We start from the raw sequence: 15,742 nt of genomic DNA, 5'->3' as shown, positions 1-15,742 counted from the left end.
AAACACCCGCGGCCTCCGGAGTAACCCGGGCGCCCTCTCGGCCGAAGCGCAAGCATGGCCGCGCCGCCCTCCCGCCCTGCCCCAGAGGCGCCCGAAGCCGGACTTGCCAGCCTCGCCGATGTCTATGGCCGGGGCTGCTATGCGCGCTTCCTGCGCGCCCAGCGGCGCATCGGCATGGCGCCCTTCGCGCTGGTGCGCTTCCGCCAGCCGGCCGGCGCCTTCCCTGACCCGCCGACCGCCGACTACACCCTCGCCATCAATGAGCGCGGCCGGGGGCGGATGGTCTTCGACATCGGCACAGGGCGGCACAGCCTGCCCTTCCGCGTGGGTGACCTCGTGCTCAAGCCGCCCGGTGTCGCCACGCATTTCGCGATGGATGGCCCGCACCAGAAGAGCTTCCTCTCCCTGCCCGCACCCGCCATGGCCGAACTCATGCGGTCAGCTGGTATCGCAGCCGGTGCGGCGGCGGATTTCGGCCCCCTGCACCAGGGCAGCTTCCGCTCGCCCAGCATCGCCCGGCTGCTCGATCTGATCTGGCTGGAGGCGGCGGAGGACAATCCGCATGGGCGCCTCTTCAGCGAGGGCGCGGCGCTCGCGCTGGTCGCGACGCTGTTGCGCCTGCGCCGCCCCGAGGCGCCCTCCCCACCCGAGATCCGGCCGCTGGCGCCCCCGCGCCTTAGGGCCGTGCTCGACTGGATCGAGGCGCATCTCGCGGAATCCTTCGGACTGACGGAGCTGGCGGCGGTCGCCTGCCTGTCGCCGCATCATTTCAGCCGCGCCTTCAAGGCGGCGATGGGCGAGACGCCACGCGCGCATGTCACCGCGCGCCGGATCGAGAGGGCGAAGGAATATCTGGAGGATCGCGACCTGCCGCTGGCCGAGATCGCGCAGCTTTGCGGCTTCGCCGACCAGTCCCATTTCACCGCGCTCTTCGGCCGGCGGATGGGGATGACGCCCGGCGCCTGGCGCCGGGCGCGAGGGTCTTGAGGGGGGGGCCGGAGCCCCCCGCCCGGATCAGCGCCGCATGCGGACGCCGCGCAGCTCCAGATCCTCGGAGACGCGCATCTGGAAGTCGGCCACCGTCTCGCGCACGCCGAACATCTGCGGCTCCTGGTGCAGCGGGATCATCGGCACCAGCTCGCGGAAGCGGGCCCAATAGGCGCGGGCCAGTTCCTGGCGGCGGGCCTGGTTGGACTCGACGCCGATCTCACCCAGCAGCCGCGCCATTTCGGCATCCTGGAAGCCGCCCCAGTTGAAGCTACCCTCGCCCAGCAGCTCACGCCCCGGGTTCGTGATGTCGAAATTGCCCGGCGTCCAGCCCAGCAGCCAGAACTGGAACTCCCGGTTGGCGCCGCGCTGCAGGAAGCGGCCGAAGGGCATGGCATCGAGCCGCGCCTGGATGCCGGCGCGCTGCAGCATGGCGACGACCGACTGGCAGATCGCCTCGTCATTCACGTAGCGGTTGTTGGGGCAGCCCAGCGCCACGCGGAAGTTGGTCGCACCCGCTTCGGCCAGCAGGCGGCGCGAAGCCTCCACGTCGAAGGGGAAGCGCTGGTTGGCCTCGGCGTCGAAGCCGCCGACGGGCGGTGCGATGGGCAGGCCCGCCGCGGTGGTGGAGTTGCGCAGCACGACGCGGCGGATCGTCTCCATGTCGATCGCCTGGTACATGGCGCGGCGCACCCGCACGTCGCGCATGTGGTTCGGCGTGCCGGGGGCCTCCAGGCTCTCGGGGCGCGTCACGTCCATGGCGAGGTAGATGGTGCGCGCCGTCGGCCCCTGGATCAGGCGGATGCCGGGCGCGTTCTGCACGCGCGGGATGTCCTGCAGCGGCACGTGGTACATGAGGTCGAGCTCGCGGCTCAGCAGGGCGGCGACGCGGGTCGGCGCGCTGGCCACGGGGCGGAAGACGGCGCGGGTGATGCCGTGCTCCAGCCGCTCGCGGTAGTCGGGGTTGGGCACCAGCACCGTGCGCTCATCGGCCAGGCGCTCCACCAGCCGGAAGGGGCCGGTGCCATTGGCGTTGAGCTGGACGAAGCTGTTGGTCGCGCCCGCCTGGCCGGCGCGGGCGACGGCGAAGGCGTTGTTCTGCTCGACCCAGGCGCGGTTCATGATGAAGAACAGCGTGAGGTCCTGCAGCAGGATCGGGTTCGGCCCGCGCGTGTCGAACTCGACCGTGTGGTCGTCAATGGCACGCGCCGCCGTGATGGAGGCGACGGTATAGGCCATGTCGTTCTGGCGGACGCGGTCCAGGCTGTAGAGCACATCGGCCGCGGTGAAGGGCTGGCCGCCATGGAAGCGCACGCCGCGCACGAGGTGGAAGCGCCAGGTCGTGGGGCTCGGCGTCTCCCAGCGCTCGGCGAGTGCCGGGCGCAGCGAGCCATCGGCCTCGCGCCGGACCAGCGGCTCATACATGTTGCTCTTCATGGCGTTGGTGACGCCATGATTGTTGGCATGCGGGTCGAGGCCCAGGATGTCGTTCGCGGTCGCCCAGGTGAAGGTGGTGGCCGAAGCGGGCGACAAGGTGGCGAGGGCGAGGGCGCCGCCGAGCAGGGCCGCGCGCCACGAGAACTTGCGCATGAGGGTTTCTCCCAGGAAATGACGGTTGGGCAAGATGCTGGTCAGGCCGCGGCCTGTCCAGCGGGATCAGTCGGCCCGGATGTTGGCGGCGCGGATCACCTCGCCGAAGACGCGGGATTCGTTCGACAGCAGGCGCTGCACCTCGGCCGGCGTGGTCGGCGCCGGAATGATGCCCTGCCCCGTCATGCGCTCCACCATGGCCGGCTGGCGCAGCACCTGGCCGGCCACGGCGGAGAGGCGCTCGACCAGGGCGGGCGGCGTGGCCGAGGGGGCCAGCAGGCCGAACCAATTGTCGAAGGCGAAATCGGGCAGGCCGCTCTCGGCCGCCGTCGGCACGTTGGGCAGCAGCGGGCTGCGCGCCTCGGCGAAGACGGTCAGCGCCTTGAGGCGGCCGGCGCGGACATGCTCGGCCACGGTCGGCACCGGATCAATCAGCAGCGGGATGCGGCCGGCCAGCACCTCGGGGATGGCGGCGGCGGAACCACGGAAATGCACGCCCTGCATCTGCGTGTTGGTGCGGCGCTGCAGCAATTCCCCGATCACGTGCAGCAGGCTGCCATTGCCGGCCGTCGCGTAGTTCAGCACGCCGGGCTGGCGGCGCGCCTCGGCGATCACGCCCTGCAGGTCATTGGCCGGGAACGAGGGATGCGCCACCAGCGCCACATCGGTGCGGGAGACGCGGGTGATGCCGGTCAGGTCGCGCAGCGGGTCGAAGGAGAGGTTGCCATAGGTGTGCGGGTTGATCGTGACCTGGCCGCAATAGGCCATGAGGAGGGTGTAGCCATCGGCCGGTGCGCGGGCCGCCTGCTCGCTGGCGAGGTTGCCGGCGGCGCCCGGGCGATTCTCGACCACGACGGGCTGCCCCACCGCCTCGCTCATGCCCTGGGCGAGCGCGCGGGCCGTCACGTCGGTCAGGCCGCCGGCGGCGAAGCCCACCAGCATGCGGACCGGCCGGTCCGGGAAGCTGCCCTGCGCCAAGGCGGGGGTCGCCAGCACGGGGGCGGCGACCAGGGCGGCGCGGCGGGTCAGCATGGGAAGCTCTCCAAATCATGAACGGACCGTCATGCATCACAATGCGGGGGGCGATGCAAGGGCGTTCCCGCTTCACACCGGCCCGCGAAGCGTCTTGAGTGCCGGGCTGGAGGGCCCCTGATGATCCTGTTCGAGAATGCGCGCCTGTGGGACGGCTTCGCCGAGGCGGCCATGCCCGGCATGTCGGTGCTGGTGGAGGGCGAGGTGATCCGCGAGGTCTCCGACCGGCCGATCGCCTCCGCCGCCACGCGGCTGGACCTGGCCGGTCGGACGCTGATGCCGGGGCTGATCGATTGCCACGTCCATGTCGTCGCCTCGCTCGCCAATATCGCGGCCAATGCCATGCTGCCGGATGCGGTGGTGGCCTATCGCGCCGGCAAGCTGATGCATGAGATGCTGATGCGCGGCTTCACCACGGTGCGCGACCTGGGCGGCGCCACGCTCGGGCTGCGGATGGCCTGGGAGGAAGGGCTGTTCACCGGCTCGCGCCTGTCGCTCTGCGGCAAGGCGCTGTCGCAGACGGGCGGGCATTGCGACTTCCGCGGCCGGGCGGATACGCGGGATTTCGGCTTCTTCGCGGCGCGGCTCGGCTCGCTCGGGCGCCTCGTGGACGGGGTGGACGAGGTGCGCCGCGCGGCCCGAGAGGAGATCAAGGGCGGCGCCGACTACATCAAGCTGATGGCCAATGGCGGCGTGGCCTCGCCGTCCGATCCCATCGCCTTCTTTGGCTTCTCCGAGAGCGAATTGCGCGCCGCGGTCGAAGAGGCCGAGATGGCGCAGACCTATGTGGCCGCGCATCTCTACACGGATGCGGCCATCGCCCGCGCGGTGCGCTGCGGCGTGCTGAGCCTGGAGCATTGCAACCTGATCACCGAGGCCACGGCGCGCGAGGCCGCGGCGGCGGGCGCCATCGCCTGCCCGACGCTCGTCACCTACCAGGCGCTGAAGGAGGAGGGCGCCTCCCTCGGCCTCGGGCCCGAAAGTGTCGCGAAGATCGACGATGTGCGCCTCGCTGGGCTGGAATCGCTGGAGCGGATGCAGAAGGCCGGGCTGATGATGGCCTTCGGGACCGACCTGCTGGGCCCCATGCATCGCCGCCAGTCCGAGGAATTCCTGATCCGGCGCGAGGTGCTGCCGGCGGCCGAGATCCTGCGCAGCGCCACCAGCCATGCGGCGAAGCTGTTGCGGCAGGAGGGGCGGCTCGGCGTGATCGCGCCGGGCGCGCTGGCCGACCTGGTCGTGGTGGAGGGCGACCCGCTGGCGGACCTGGCCCTGCTGACCGAACAGGGCGCGCATCTGCCGGCGATCATGCAGGGCGGGCGCTTTGTGAAGAATCAGCTGCCGTGAGGTTGCTCTTCATCAACGGGCCGAACGCCAATCTCTACGGGCTCGATCCCTCCGGGACCTATGGGCGCGAGACCTTCGGCGACATCGCGGCGCGCTGCCAGCGCAAGGCGGCAAGCCTCGATGCGGAGCTGGATTTTCGCCAGAGCCAGGATGAGGGCGAGATCATCACCTGGATCCAGCAGGCGCGCGGCGTGATGCAGGGCGTCATCATCAATGCGGCGGGCCTCTCCTACACCTCCATCGCCGTGATGGACGCGCTGCTGACCTTCGACGGGCCAGTCATCGAGGTGCACATGTCCAACATCCACCGGCGCGAGCCGTTCCGGAACAAGACCTATACGTCCAAGGCGGCGGTGGGCAGCATCTGCGGGCTGGGGCCGCTCGGCTACGAGCTCGCGATCCAGGCGATGGTGGACCTATGCCGCACGTGATCCCTGTCGCCTTCCATTCCGAGCATGACGACCCGGTGGCGTGGGAGCGTGCGCTGCGGGCGCATCTGCCCGAGCTGGAATTGCGCGTGGGCGGGCCGCCCGAGGGCGTGGTGGCCGCGCTCGCCTGGAAGCCGCCGCCTGGATACTTCGCGGGCTTCCGCGACCTGAAGCTGGTGGTGAATCTCGGCGCGGGGGTGGATGCGCTGGTGGCACGGGATGACCTGCCACCGCTGCCCATCAGCCGGCTGAACGACCCCGGCATGGTGCGGCTGATGTGCAGCTACGTCACCTATGCCGTGACGCGCTATGCGCGGGATTTCCACCTGTTCGAGCGCGCGCAGCGGGCGGGGGAATGGCGCTACATCCATCCGCGCGCGCTGCACACGCATCGCGTCTCGGTGCTGGGGCTGGGCGAGCTGGGCGGCGCCGCCGCGGCCGCGCTGGCCGGGATGGGCTATGCCGTGACCGGCTGGGCGCGGACACCCAAGACCATCCCGGGCGTGCGCTGCCTGCATGGCGAGGCGGGCTTCGCCACCGCGCTGGCCGAGGCCGATACGCTGGTGATGCTGCTGCCGCTGACGCCGGCGACGCGCGGCTTGATCGGGGCCGCGCAACTCGCGCAGATGCCGCGCGGGGCGAACCTGATCAACGTCGCGCGCGGCGCGCTGCTGGATGAGGATGCGCTGCTCGACGCGCTGCGCTCAGGACACATCGCGGAGGCGACGCTGGATGTGTTCCAGCAGAGCCCCCTTCCCGCCGGCCATCCCTTCTGGGCGATGGAAAATGTGCGGCTGACGCCGCATCTCGCCTCCATCACCATCCCCGAGGCGGCGGCGGCCGATGTGGCCGAGAGCATTCGCCGCGTGCTGCGCGGCGAGGCGCCACTGCATCAGGTGGACCCGGCGCGGGGATACTGAGCATCGAAGACGCCACCCTTCTGGAAGGCGGCCTCGATGTAGCGCGCCAGCGCCCGCACGGCCGGGCGGCTGGCCGGGCCCGGGGCGGCGGCCAGGACGAGGCGCACGGCGGGCAGGCCGGCATCGAGCGGCAGTGAGGTGATGCGCGTGCCGTCAATCGCGTAGGGGCTCTCGGGCTGCACATTCTGGATGGTCCAGCCCAGGCCGTTGCCGACCAGGCCGCGGAGCAATTCCTGGCTGCGCGAGCGGAAGGCGATGCGGGGCGTGAGGCCGGCGGCGCGGAAGATCCCGGCGAAGTAGTCGCGCGAATGCGGCAGGTCGAGCAGGAGGAAGGGTTCCTCCACGAGGTCGGCGAGGCGCACCCGGGCGCCCCGCGCGAGCCGATGCCGCGCCGGGAGCACCGCGACGGGGGCGAGCTGCGCGATGGGGGTGACGGTCAGCCCCGGCGGCATGTCGAAGTCATAGGTGAGCGCGATCTCGGTGCGGCCGGCTTCCAGCCCCGCGAGCATCTCGCCATGGTCCCCCTCCTCCACGCGCACCGAGAGGCCCGGGATGTCGCGGCCGAGACCGGCCAGCAGCGCGGGCAGGTAGCGCGGTGCCAGCGTCAGGAAGCAGCCCATGGAGACCTCGCCCACCGCTTCCGCGCCGAGCGAGGCGGCGGCATGGACGAAATCCTCGGCATGGCGCAGCAGCAGGCGCGCCTCCGCCACCACGCGGCTGCCGGCGGGCGTCAGCGTCACGCCGCGCGCGTGGTGGCGCAGCAGCAGGGCCACGCCGAGTTCCGCCTCCAGCGCCGCCACGGCCTCGGAGATCGAGGGCTGGGAGACATGCAGCCGCCGCGCCGCCCCGGTGACCGAGCCGGCATCGGCCACCGCCACGAGGTAGCGCAGGGAGCGCAGCGAGAGGCTGGCGATCTGCATCGGCTTTTCCTATGCCAAAGCTCGGAACAAGATATTTCCCCGATGCTTCCCTTTCCCGCAAGGTGCGTGCGCCAACAGGGGAGCTGACCCATGATCCGTACCGGCAACCAGTATCGCGAGGGGCTGCGCGACGGCCGTGAGGTCTGGATCGATGGCGAGCGCGTCAAGGACGTGACGACGCACCCGGCCCTCAAGCCCATCGTGGATGTGAAGGCGCGCATGTACGACATGGCGCATGAGGAACAGCACCAGGACGCGCTGACCTACGTCGAGAACAACGAGCGCCACAGCGTCTTCCAGCAGCCCCCCACCACGCAGGAGGACTGGCACCGCAAATGGGCCAGCGTGGACCTGCTGATGAAGGATATCGGCGGCGTCGCGACGCGCCTCGGCGACGAGACGGTGGGCGAGATGTGGTCGCTGCAGGATGGCCGGGACGTGCTCGCGCAGATCGACCCGCGCTTCGCCGACAACATCGACCGCCACATCCGCCGCGTCGTGGAGAAGGACATCTTCCACGTCTCCGCCAACACCGACCCCAAGGGCGATCGCTCGCTGCCGATCGACCAGCGCGACCCGGACATGATGATCCGCGTGGTGCGCGAGACGGATGCCGGCATCATCATCCGCGGCGCCAAGTTCGAGACGGCCTCGGCCTATGCGGACCAGGCCTATCTCAAGCCGACCGTCGGCGCCTGGACCGATGAGAAGGAGAGCATCCACGCCGTCGGCTGCATCGTGAAGATGGGCGCGCCGGGCGTGAAGCACATCTGCCGCGCGCCCTTCGCCACCAAGGGCACCGCGGCCGACATCCCCCTCGCCTCTCGCTTCGACGAGGTGGAGGCGCTCTGCGTCTTCGACGACGTGCTGATCCCTTGGGAGGATGTGTTCTTCTACCGCCACACCGCCGCCGCCCAGCAGGTGCGCGCCACGCTGCACCGCTACAGCGCCTTCCCCTATGTGCTGCGCGTGCTCTACGTGGCCGACATGATGATCGGCGCGGCCATGTGGAACGCGAAGCAGACCGGCCTCGAGAAGCTGCAATCGGTGCAGGAGAAGCTGGCCGACCTCGTCTGCTACCGCGAGGGCATCCGCGCGCATCTGACGGCGGCGATCGCGCTCGCCGAGCGTTCGCCGGCGGGGCTGCTCATGCCCAACCAGTCCATCCTCTATGCCGGGCGCGTGCTCGCCTGCTCGCAGCTGCCGGTGATGATGCATGCGGCGCGCGAGCTGATCGGCGGGCAGATCTGCGTGACGCCGGATTCCGTGCAGTTCGAGGGCGGCGCCGGCAACTGGCTGCAGAAATTCTACACGCTGAACAAGGAATGGGGGGCCGAGGATCGCCGCAAGCTGCTGGCCTTCGCGCGGGACCTGCTGAACAGCGATTATGCAGGCCATCGCCTCGCTTTCGTGCAATTCGCGCAGGCGCCGCACTTCAACCACCTGGCTGCCGTGTACAAGAGCTTCGACTTCTCCGGCCCGCTCGACTTCGTGCGCAACAGCGCGGGCCTGTCCGAGCGCGTTCTGGGCGGGAAGAAGCACTGATGCCGACACACACCCGCATCCGCCCCTTCAACACGAAGGACGCCTACCCCGAGCAGTCGCTCGACAATGACGTGTGCATGGCGGTGCGCGCGGGCAACACCGTCTATCTGCGCGGCCAGACCGCGATGGACCTGGAGGGCAGGATCGTCGGCATCGGCGACCCCGCGGCCCAGGCCGAGAACGCCATGCGCTGCGCGGAAATCCTGCTGAAGGAGGCAGGCTCCGACCTCAGCCATGTGTGCAAGATCGTGATCTACATCACCGACCGCGCCTATCGCGAGCCTGTCTATCGCGTGATCGGCAAGTGGCTGAAGGGCGTCTTTCCCGTCAGCACCGGCATCATCGTGAACGGGTTGGCCAAGCCCGAGTACATGATGGAGATCGACATCATCGCGGAGATTCCCGCCTCCCCGTGACGGGATGGCGTTGAGACCTGGCCCTGCCGCAGTCGCGCGGCATGGCACTTGCTTAACCCACCTCACAATCGGAGAAGGAGACGGATCATGGTTCAGGTTTCCCGCCGCCAAGCTGCCCTTTTGGGCACCGGACTGCTTGCGGCCCCCGCCATCGCCAATGCCCAGGCCAACCGCATCTCCGTCTCCGTCTGGGGCGGTTCCTGGCGGGACATGGTGCAGAACATCATCGCGCGGAAATTCACCGCCGATACCGGCGCGACCGTCGAGTTCCAGACCGGCGGCACGATCGACCGGCTGAACCGCGCCCGCCTCGCCCGCGGCAATCCCGAGAGCGACCTGAACTTCACCACCTCGCATATCGGCTGGCTCTACCAGAACGACAATCTGTTCGAGACGCTGGACATGTCGCGCATCCCCAATGCGCGCAACCTGGTGGACCAGGCGCGGATCAGCCCCGGCCATATCGGCACCTGGGCCTATGTCTACACCATCGGCTACCGGCCGGACCTGCTGCCGGGCGTCAGCTTCGGCTCCTGGGCCGATCTCTGGTCGCCCGCGCTCGCCAACAAGCTGGCCGCGCCCGATTTCGACCCCTCGCACATCATCGTCGTCGCCGCGATCCTGGAAGGCGGCGATGCCTCCACCTGGGAGCGCGGCCAGGCCCGGCTGCGCGCGCTGCGCCCGAATTTCCGCGCCTTCTACACGAATGACGCGAACAGCCAGCAGCTGATCGCGAGTGGCGAGACGCCGGTGCAGGTCATCCTCTCGATGAACGCGCACCACATGGCGTCCCAGGGCGTGAATGTGCGCCTCGCCATCCCGCGCGAGGGCGCGGTGCTGGGCGTGGACTGCGTCTCCATCATGCGCGGCAGCCGCCGGCAGGAGCTGGCCTATCAGTTCGTGAACACCTGCCTCGACCCGCAGGTCCAGGCCGCGATCGCCGCCGACAAGAAGGGCAGCCCGACGGTGACGAATGCGGTGCTGGACCCGGCGGTGGCCGCACTGCCGGGCGTCTTCACCACGCCCGAGCAGTGGCGCACCCAGGCGCTGATCATCGATCACCGCCTCCGCGCCGAGAAGACCAATGAATGGCGCCGCTGGTTCCAGGAGAACATCATCGCGCGCTGAAGCGGTGCGGCGCCCTTTCCTCTTCTGGTTCATCTCCCCCGCCGCGCTGGTCGCGGCGGGCTTCCTGCTCGCCATGGCGGCGGTGCTGCAATACGCCTTCCTGGCCTTCATCCCGGGCGAATTGCAGCCGGGCGGATTCACACTCCAGAACTTCCGCGAGATGATGAAGCCGCTCTATGCGGGCGTCTTCTTCGACACGGTGAAGCTCTGCTTCCTGACGGCGGTCCTCGCCCTTCTCGCGGGCTATCCCTTGGCGCTCGCGCTGGTGCGGGCGCGCAACCCCTATGTGAAGTCCGCCATCCTCATCATCTCGGTGACACCGCTCTTCCTGGGCGAGGTGATCCGCACCTATGCCTGGATCATCGTGCTCGGCAATCGCGGCTTCGTGAACGGCTCGCTCATGGCGCTCGGCCTGATCGACGCGCCCATCCCGCTGCTCTTCACGCGGCTTGGCGTCGTGGTGGCGCTGGTGCATGTCACCCTGCCCGTGGTGGTCATCATGCTGGCCGCCGCCATCGCGCATATTGATCGCGACCTCGAACGCGCGGCCGCGGCACTTGGCGCCCGGCCCCTGCGCGTCTTCTGGACGGTCACGCTGCCGCTCTCCATGCCCGGCATCATCGCGGGGCTGACCACCGGCTTCGCCTGGACCTTCTCGGCCTTCGCGACCCCGCAGCTGATCGGCGGCGGGCGGGTGAACATGGTCTCCAACCTCGTCTATTCGCTGGGCTTCGCCTCCTTCAACTTTCCCTTCGCGGCCGCCCTCTCGGTCGCCGGGCTGGTGCTGACGGCCGTCGCGCTCGCGGGCTTCCGGCTGCTGCTGCGGCCGCTGCACAAGGTGGGGCTCACGTGATCCTGGCCTTCCGCCTGCTCGTCCTGCTGCTGCTGGCCTTCGTGCTGATGCCAGCCCTGGTCGCCATCATCGCGGCCTTCGAGGCCCGGGCCATCATCGCTTTCCCGCCCCAGGGCTTCTCCTGGCGCTGGTTCGAGCGCGCGCTGAACTACGAGGATTTCCGCACGGGCTTCGCGCACAGCGTCTTCGTCGCCGCCATCGCCTCCACGCTGTCGGTGATCATCGGCAGCATGGCCGCCTATGCGATGGACCGCTACCAGTTCCGCGGCAAGGCAACGCTGGAGGCGCTGCTGCTGGCCCCACTCGCCATCCCGCATTTCACCATCGGCCTCGGCGCGCTCATCCTCGCGGCCCAGCTCGGCCAGTCGCGCGGCTGGCCGGTGGTCATCCTCGCGCATGTCGTCCTCGTGCTGCCCTTCGTGCTGCGCAGCCTCTATGTCTCGCTGAAGAACATCGATCCCAGGCTGGAGCAGGCCGCGCTCTCGCTCGGCGCCCGGCCCGGCCGGGTGATCTGGACGGTGACGCTGCCAGCCCTCGCGCCCGGCCTCGCTGGCGGCTGGCTCTTCGCCGCCATCCTCTCCTTCAACGAATTCACCGCCTCGCTCTTCGTCACCTCGCAGCGTACGCAGACGCTGCCGGTCGCGATGTACAACTACGTGCGCGAATATGCCGACCCCTCCATGGCGGCGATCTCGGCGCTCTACATCCTGCTGACGACCATCGTGCTCGTCATCGCCAACCGCTTCCTTGGCCTTGGCCGCATCCTGGGGACTGAAGATGGCCGCAACTGATGCCCTGCGCCTGGAGGGCGTCACCAGGCGCTTCGGCGCCGTCACCGCGCTGCACGAGGCCTGGCTGAAGGTCCAGGATGGCGAGTTCGTCACGCTGCTCGGCCCCTCGGGCTGCGGCAAGACCACGCTGCTCAACCTCATCGCGGGCTTCCTGGAGGCCGATGCGGGCGAGATCTTCATCGGCGGCAAGCTCGTCACCACCCTGCCGGTCTGGGAACGCGACCTCGGCATGGTGTTCCAGTCCTATGCGCTGTTCCCGCACATGGATGTGGCGCGCAATGTCGGCTACGGGTTGCGCGCGCGCGGCATTCCCCGAACCGAGGAAGCGGCGCGCGTCACCGAGGCGCTCGGCCTCGTTCGCCTCTCCGCCATGGCGGCGCGGCGGCCGAAGCAGCTCTCGGGCGGGCAGCAGCAGCGCGTGGCCCTGGCCCGCGCGCTGGTCATCCGCCCGCGCCTCCTGCTGCTGGACGAGCCCTTCTCCGCGCTCGACCGCAATCTCCGCACCGAGATGCAGCTCGAGCTGAAGGAGATCCAGCGCCGTCTCGGCGTCACCACTATCTTCGTGACGCATGACCAGGGCGAGGCCATGTCCATGTCGGACCGCGTGGCCGTCATGTCCGAGGGGCGCATCCTCCAGCTCGACACGCCCGAGGTGATCTATGGCCGCCCCGCGCATCCCTTCGTCGCGGGCTTCATCGGCGATGCGACGGTGCTGCCCGGCCGCCTGGTCGCGCGCGATGGCGCGCAGGCTCAGGTGGAGGCGGCCGGCCTCGCCTTCACCGTGCCCGCCGAGACGCTCGGCGATGCGCCACCCGGCGCCGCCCTCTCGGTCTATCTGCGGCCGGAGGACCTGCACCCGATCGAGGACGGTCCCGGGCTGGATGGCACCGTCATCAGCCGCGCCTATCTGGGAGACCGTGCGGAGCTGGTGGTGGAATGCGGCGCGGCCGGGCGGCTGATGCTGCGCCTGCCCGGCCAGGCGGCGATGGCGCGCTGGCCGGTCGGCGCCCCCCTGCGGGTGGGTTTCGCCGGCGCGCGGCCGGTGGCCTTCCCGGCCTGACGCTCGGTCAGAGGTCCAGCTCGGTCGCCAGTTCGGAGAAGAGGAAGCCGGCGAGCCGCGCATCGGCGCCGGGGGCGGCGCAGAGCAGCGCGCCCACCGGCAGCCCGCCATCGAGCCCCGCGCGCAGCGTGGCGATGGGCCCGCCCAGCGCCGTCATCGGGATGACGAAGGAAGGATCGCCCGTCGTGCCATCGGCCGGCGCCACATCGGGGGCGGCGGGCAGCAACAGCAGGTCGGTCGGGCTGAAGCCGGCCCAGAAGGCGGCCCGCGCCCGCGCCAGCTCGCGCAGGGCCGCGTGATAGACGGGGTCGGGGATGGCGAGGCCCGAGTCAATGTCGGCCGCGAGGCGCGGCGAGACCTGGTGGCGCGGCAGCGTCGCATAGGTGCGCCCGGCCTCGGCCAGCAGCACCTGGCGATGGGTGGCGAGGATGCCCTCCAGCGATACCGGCGCGGCGGCGGTGGCGAGCGGCAGGCCGGCCGCCTCCAGCCCACGCGCCAGCGCCTCCACCCGCGCGGCGGTACCGGGTTGGACGAGGCGCGCGATCATCGGGTCCTGCAGCACCACGATGCGCGGCGTGACGCTGGGCGGGCGCCTGAGGCCCAGGTGATCCGCCGCATAGCCGGCGGCGAGCCAGGCCGCGTCCTGCGCGGTCTGGCCGAAGGCGCCCAGCGTGTCGAAGGAGGGTGCCAGCGGCACGATGCCGACGCCGCCGATGGAGAGGGTGGAGGGCTTGAAGGCGCCCGTCCCCGTATAGGCCGCCGGCCGGTTGACCGAGCCCGCGGTCTGCGTGCCGAGTGCCAGCGGCACCGCGCCCGAGGCCACCGCGGCGCCCGATCCGGCCGAGGAGCCGCCCGGCGTGCGCGTCAGGTCCCAAGGGTTGCGCGTCGGCGGCGCGGGCGAGAAATAGGCGTATTCCGTCGTATGGACCTTGCCCAGGATGATGGCCCCCGCGGCGCGCAGATGCGCGATCGCCGTCGCATCGGCGCTGGCCGGCGCGATGGCGGCGCGGGAGGGGCTGAAGGCACGGGTCTGCAGGCCGCGCACGTCGATCACATCCTTCACCGCGATGGGGATGCCGTGCAGCGGGCCGCGCTTCACCGGCTCGGCATCCAGGGCGCGGGCCTGGATCAGCGCCTCGCCCGCCAGCACATCGATCCAGGCCTGCACCGCGCCGTCCACCTCCGCGATGCGGTCGAGGCAGCGGCGGACCAGCGCCTCGGCGGTCAGCGCGCCGCTGGCGATGGCGGCCGAAAGGTCACGGATACGACCGGGATCACGTACATGGCTCATGCAGCCCACTCCTTGTGGCGCCGGAGGATGACGCGATGGCGCGCCACGGTCCAGGCCACACCGCGCAGTGAATCCGCTGGATTTTCGCGTGGCATCTGCGAGCCTGCGTCCGGAACGGATCGGAGGGGTCGGCATGAGCGGGGATGTGTTCGAGGCGCGCGGCTACGGGGCGCTGCCCATCGGCTTCGGCGAGAAGCCGGGCCTCGTCGTCGTGGATTTCCAGACCGGCTTCACCGACCCGAGCTTCCCCATGGGCGGCGCGCCGATGGTGGACCGGGCCGTAGGCAACACCGCGCGGCTGATGCGGGCGGCCAAGGCGGCGGGCGTGCCCGTCATCGCCTGCGTCGTCGCCTTCGACGGGCCCAAGGGCGCGCCACGCTGGAAGGTGGCCCCGGTGCATGACCTGCTGGCCGGCACGCCCGCCACCGCGCTCGATCCGCGCATCGCGGCGGAGGAGCCGGATGTGGTGCTGACCAAGACCGCGCCCTCCATCTTCTTCGGCACGGCGGCGGGCGCGATCCTGACGCGGGAGCGGGTGGACACGGTGATCGTCACCGGCTGCATCACCTCGGGCTGCGTGCGGGCCAGCGTCATCGACGCCTTCTCCCTCGGCTTTCGGGTGCAGGTGCCCGAGGATTGCGTGGGCGACCACGACCAGGCCGCGCACGACCAGAACCTGAAGGATGTGGGCCGCCGCTATGCCGACATCACCACGGCGGATGAGATGATCGCGGCGATCAACGCCTGGCGCGGCAGGAACAGCGGCTAGAAGCCCGGCGCGGAATCCGCATCCAGCGCGCGGGCGATATAGGCGGCCTGCTGGGGCGCATAGCGCGTCCAGAGGCGGCGAAGCTCGGCCACCGGCTCCTCGTGCCAATCCACGCGGAGGTCCACCACCGGCCAGTCGTAGCGATCGGCGACCAGCATGCCGCCTCCGCGCTCATCGTCGAATTCGCCGCCGGCTTCGAGGCCGGCTTCGAGCGCCTGCATCAGGCGCTCGGCGAGTGGGGCGCCATCGCTGGCGGTGAAGGCATCCACCATGGCCTGGGGCACGCCGGTGTTATCCAGCAGGTTGCCCATGGCGACGCAGTCGCGGCCCGTGGCGACGGCGTGCTCCGGCATGGCCTTGGCGCCGGAGAACCAGGCGATGCCGCCCATGCGGTCCACCACCGCGACCTGGCGATGCTCCACGCCGCGGGTGGATTTCAGGAGCAACTCCAGCACCGCCTGCGCGCCCAGGCCCTGGCGCAGAAGCGCGAGCCCCTGCGGACCCAGTGCCGGGTCCGAGAGGTTCTGCGTCGCGACGGCGCCGAGCGGCCCGGCCCAGGCGCAGCGCGCCGCGGTCGCGATGGAGGAGGAGGTGACGATGGTGCCGAAGGCCCCGGTCACGGCGCAGCGCGCGGTCAGCGAATAGGTCATGCGGCCACGCTATCC

Annotated in this window: 16 protein-coding genes; 11 read left to right on the top strand and 5 right to left on the bottom strand. The window is 70.4% G+C overall.

From position 1 onward, the window contains the following. The first annotated feature begins 54 nt into the window (after positions 1–54). The gene (locus R9Z33_RS11560; RefSeq protein WP_318651442.1) at positions 55–987 is read left to right on the top strand and encodes an AraC family transcriptional regulator; all 933 of its coding nucleotides are present in this window, start codon (positions 55–57) and stop codon (positions 985–987) included. Positions 988–1,014: 27 nt separating this feature from the next. Here R9Z33_RS11560 and R9Z33_RS11555 read toward each other — a convergent pair whose 3' ends face one another. Further along, entirely contained in the window at positions 1,015–2,577 is a 1,563-nt protein-coding gene (locus R9Z33_RS11555) for an ABC transporter substrate-binding protein (RefSeq protein ID WP_318651441.1), read from the bottom strand. Between the two features lie 66 nt (positions 2,578–2,643). Beyond that, positions 2,644–3,609, bottom strand: coding sequence for a Bug family tripartite tricarboxylate transporter substrate binding protein (locus tag R9Z33_RS11550; RefSeq protein WP_318651440.1), 966 nt, complete (start codon positions 3,607–3,609; stop codon positions 2,644–2,646). Between the two features lie 120 nt (positions 3,610–3,729). On the opposite strand from R9Z33_RS11550, the gene R9Z33_RS11545 reads away from it, so the two are divergent. The 3 genes from R9Z33_RS11545 to R9Z33_RS11535 are packed head-to-tail and all read left to right on the top strand — an operon-like array spanning position 3,730 to position 6,304. Beyond that, on the top strand, positions 3,730–4,956 hold the full coding sequence (locus R9Z33_RS11545) for a metal-dependent hydrolase family protein (RefSeq protein ID WP_318651439.1): 1,227 nt from the start codon (positions 3,730–3,732) through the stop codon (positions 4,954–4,956). Continuing rightward, positions 4,953–5,387, top strand: coding sequence for a type II 3-dehydroquinate dehydratase (locus R9Z33_RS11540; protein ID WP_318651438.1), 435 nt, complete (start codon positions 4,953–4,955; stop codon positions 5,385–5,387). The genes R9Z33_RS11545 and R9Z33_RS11540 overlap by 4 nt, the downstream gene beginning before the upstream one ends. Further along, positions 5,384–6,304, top strand: a complete 921-nt coding sequence (locus tag R9Z33_RS11535; protein WP_318651437.1) for a 2-hydroxyacid dehydrogenase — start codon at positions 5,384–5,386, stop codon at positions 6,302–6,304. Before R9Z33_RS11540 ends, R9Z33_RS11535 begins: the two co-directional genes overlap by 4 nt. Here the strand turns inward: R9Z33_RS11535 and R9Z33_RS11530 are convergent. Continuing rightward, entirely contained in the window at positions 6,277–7,224 is a 948-nt protein-coding gene (locus tag R9Z33_RS11530) for a LysR family transcriptional regulator (RefSeq protein ID WP_318651436.1), read from the bottom strand. The two genes, R9Z33_RS11535 and R9Z33_RS11530, sit on opposite strands and share 28 nt — an antisense overlap. A gap of 90 nt (positions 7,225–7,314) precedes the next feature. Between R9Z33_RS11530 and R9Z33_RS11525 the strand changes: the two genes are divergently transcribed. From R9Z33_RS11525 to R9Z33_RS11500, 6 genes are all read left to right on the top strand, one after another. Then, positions 7,315–8,769, top strand: coding sequence for a 4-hydroxyphenylacetate 3-hydroxylase family protein (locus R9Z33_RS11525; RefSeq protein ID WP_318651435.1), 1,455 nt, complete (start codon positions 7,315–7,317; stop codon positions 8,767–8,769). Continuing rightward, a complete protein-coding gene (locus R9Z33_RS11520; protein ID WP_318651434.1) occupies positions 8,769–9,185 on the top strand; it encodes a RidA family protein in 417 nt (138 codons plus the stop codon). The genes R9Z33_RS11525 and R9Z33_RS11520 overlap by 1 nt, the downstream gene beginning before the upstream one ends. A gap of 87 nt (positions 9,186–9,272) precedes the next feature. Continuing rightward, positions 9,273–10,313: an ABC transporter substrate-binding protein gene (locus R9Z33_RS11515; RefSeq protein WP_318651433.1), complete on the top strand. Its 1,041-nt coding sequence runs from the start codon at positions 9,273–9,275 to the stop codon at positions 10,311–10,313. Between the two features lie 4 nt (positions 10,314–10,317). Next, positions 10,318–11,166 carry an ABC transporter permease gene (locus tag R9Z33_RS11510; protein ID WP_318651432.1) on the top strand — a complete coding sequence of 283 codons (849 nt, stop codon included), beginning with the start codon at positions 10,318–10,320 and terminating at the stop codon, positions 11,164–11,166. Continuing rightward, positions 11,163–11,957 (top strand): ABC transporter permease, encoded by a 795-nt coding sequence (locus tag R9Z33_RS11505; protein ID WP_318651431.1) that lies wholly within the window; start codon positions 11,163–11,165, stop codon positions 11,955–11,957. The genes R9Z33_RS11510 and R9Z33_RS11505 overlap by 4 nt, the downstream gene beginning before the upstream one ends. Next, positions 11,944–13,017, top strand: a complete 1,074-nt coding sequence (locus tag R9Z33_RS11500) for an ABC transporter ATP-binding protein (RefSeq protein ID WP_318651430.1) — start codon at positions 11,944–11,946, stop codon at positions 13,015–13,017. The genes R9Z33_RS11505 and R9Z33_RS11500 overlap by 14 nt, the downstream gene beginning before the upstream one ends. A gap of 7 nt (positions 13,018–13,024) precedes the next feature. On the opposite strand, the gene R9Z33_RS11495 is transcribed toward R9Z33_RS11500, so the two are convergent. After that, on the bottom strand, positions 13,025–14,308 hold the full coding sequence (locus tag R9Z33_RS11495) for an amidase (RefSeq protein ID WP_318651429.1): 1,284 nt from the start codon (positions 14,306–14,308) through the stop codon (positions 13,025–13,027). Positions 14,309–14,441: 133 nt separating this feature from the next. Here R9Z33_RS11495 and R9Z33_RS11490 point away from each other — a divergent pair, with 133 nt between their 5' ends. Further along, positions 14,442–15,077 (top strand): isochorismatase family protein, encoded by a 636-nt coding sequence (locus R9Z33_RS11490; RefSeq protein ID WP_318651428.1) that lies wholly within the window; start codon positions 14,442–14,444, stop codon positions 15,075–15,077. On the opposite strand, the gene R9Z33_RS11485 is transcribed toward R9Z33_RS11490, so the two are convergent. Further along, a complete protein-coding gene (locus R9Z33_RS11485; RefSeq protein WP_318651427.1) occupies positions 15,074–15,727 on the bottom strand; it encodes a DUF1028 domain-containing protein in 654 nt (217 codons plus the stop codon). The genes R9Z33_RS11490 and R9Z33_RS11485 overlap by 4 nt on opposite strands. Between the last annotated feature and the right edge of the window lie 15 nt (positions 15,728–15,742).

The sequence above is a fragment of the Sediminicoccus rosea genome (genome assembly GCF_033547095.1).
GTDB lineage: Bacteria > Pseudomonadota > Alphaproteobacteria > Acetobacterales > Acetobacteraceae > Roseococcus > Roseococcus rosea.
Note: the sequence above shows the minus strand (reverse complement) of the source record. Positions and strands in the feature narration are given on the sequence as shown.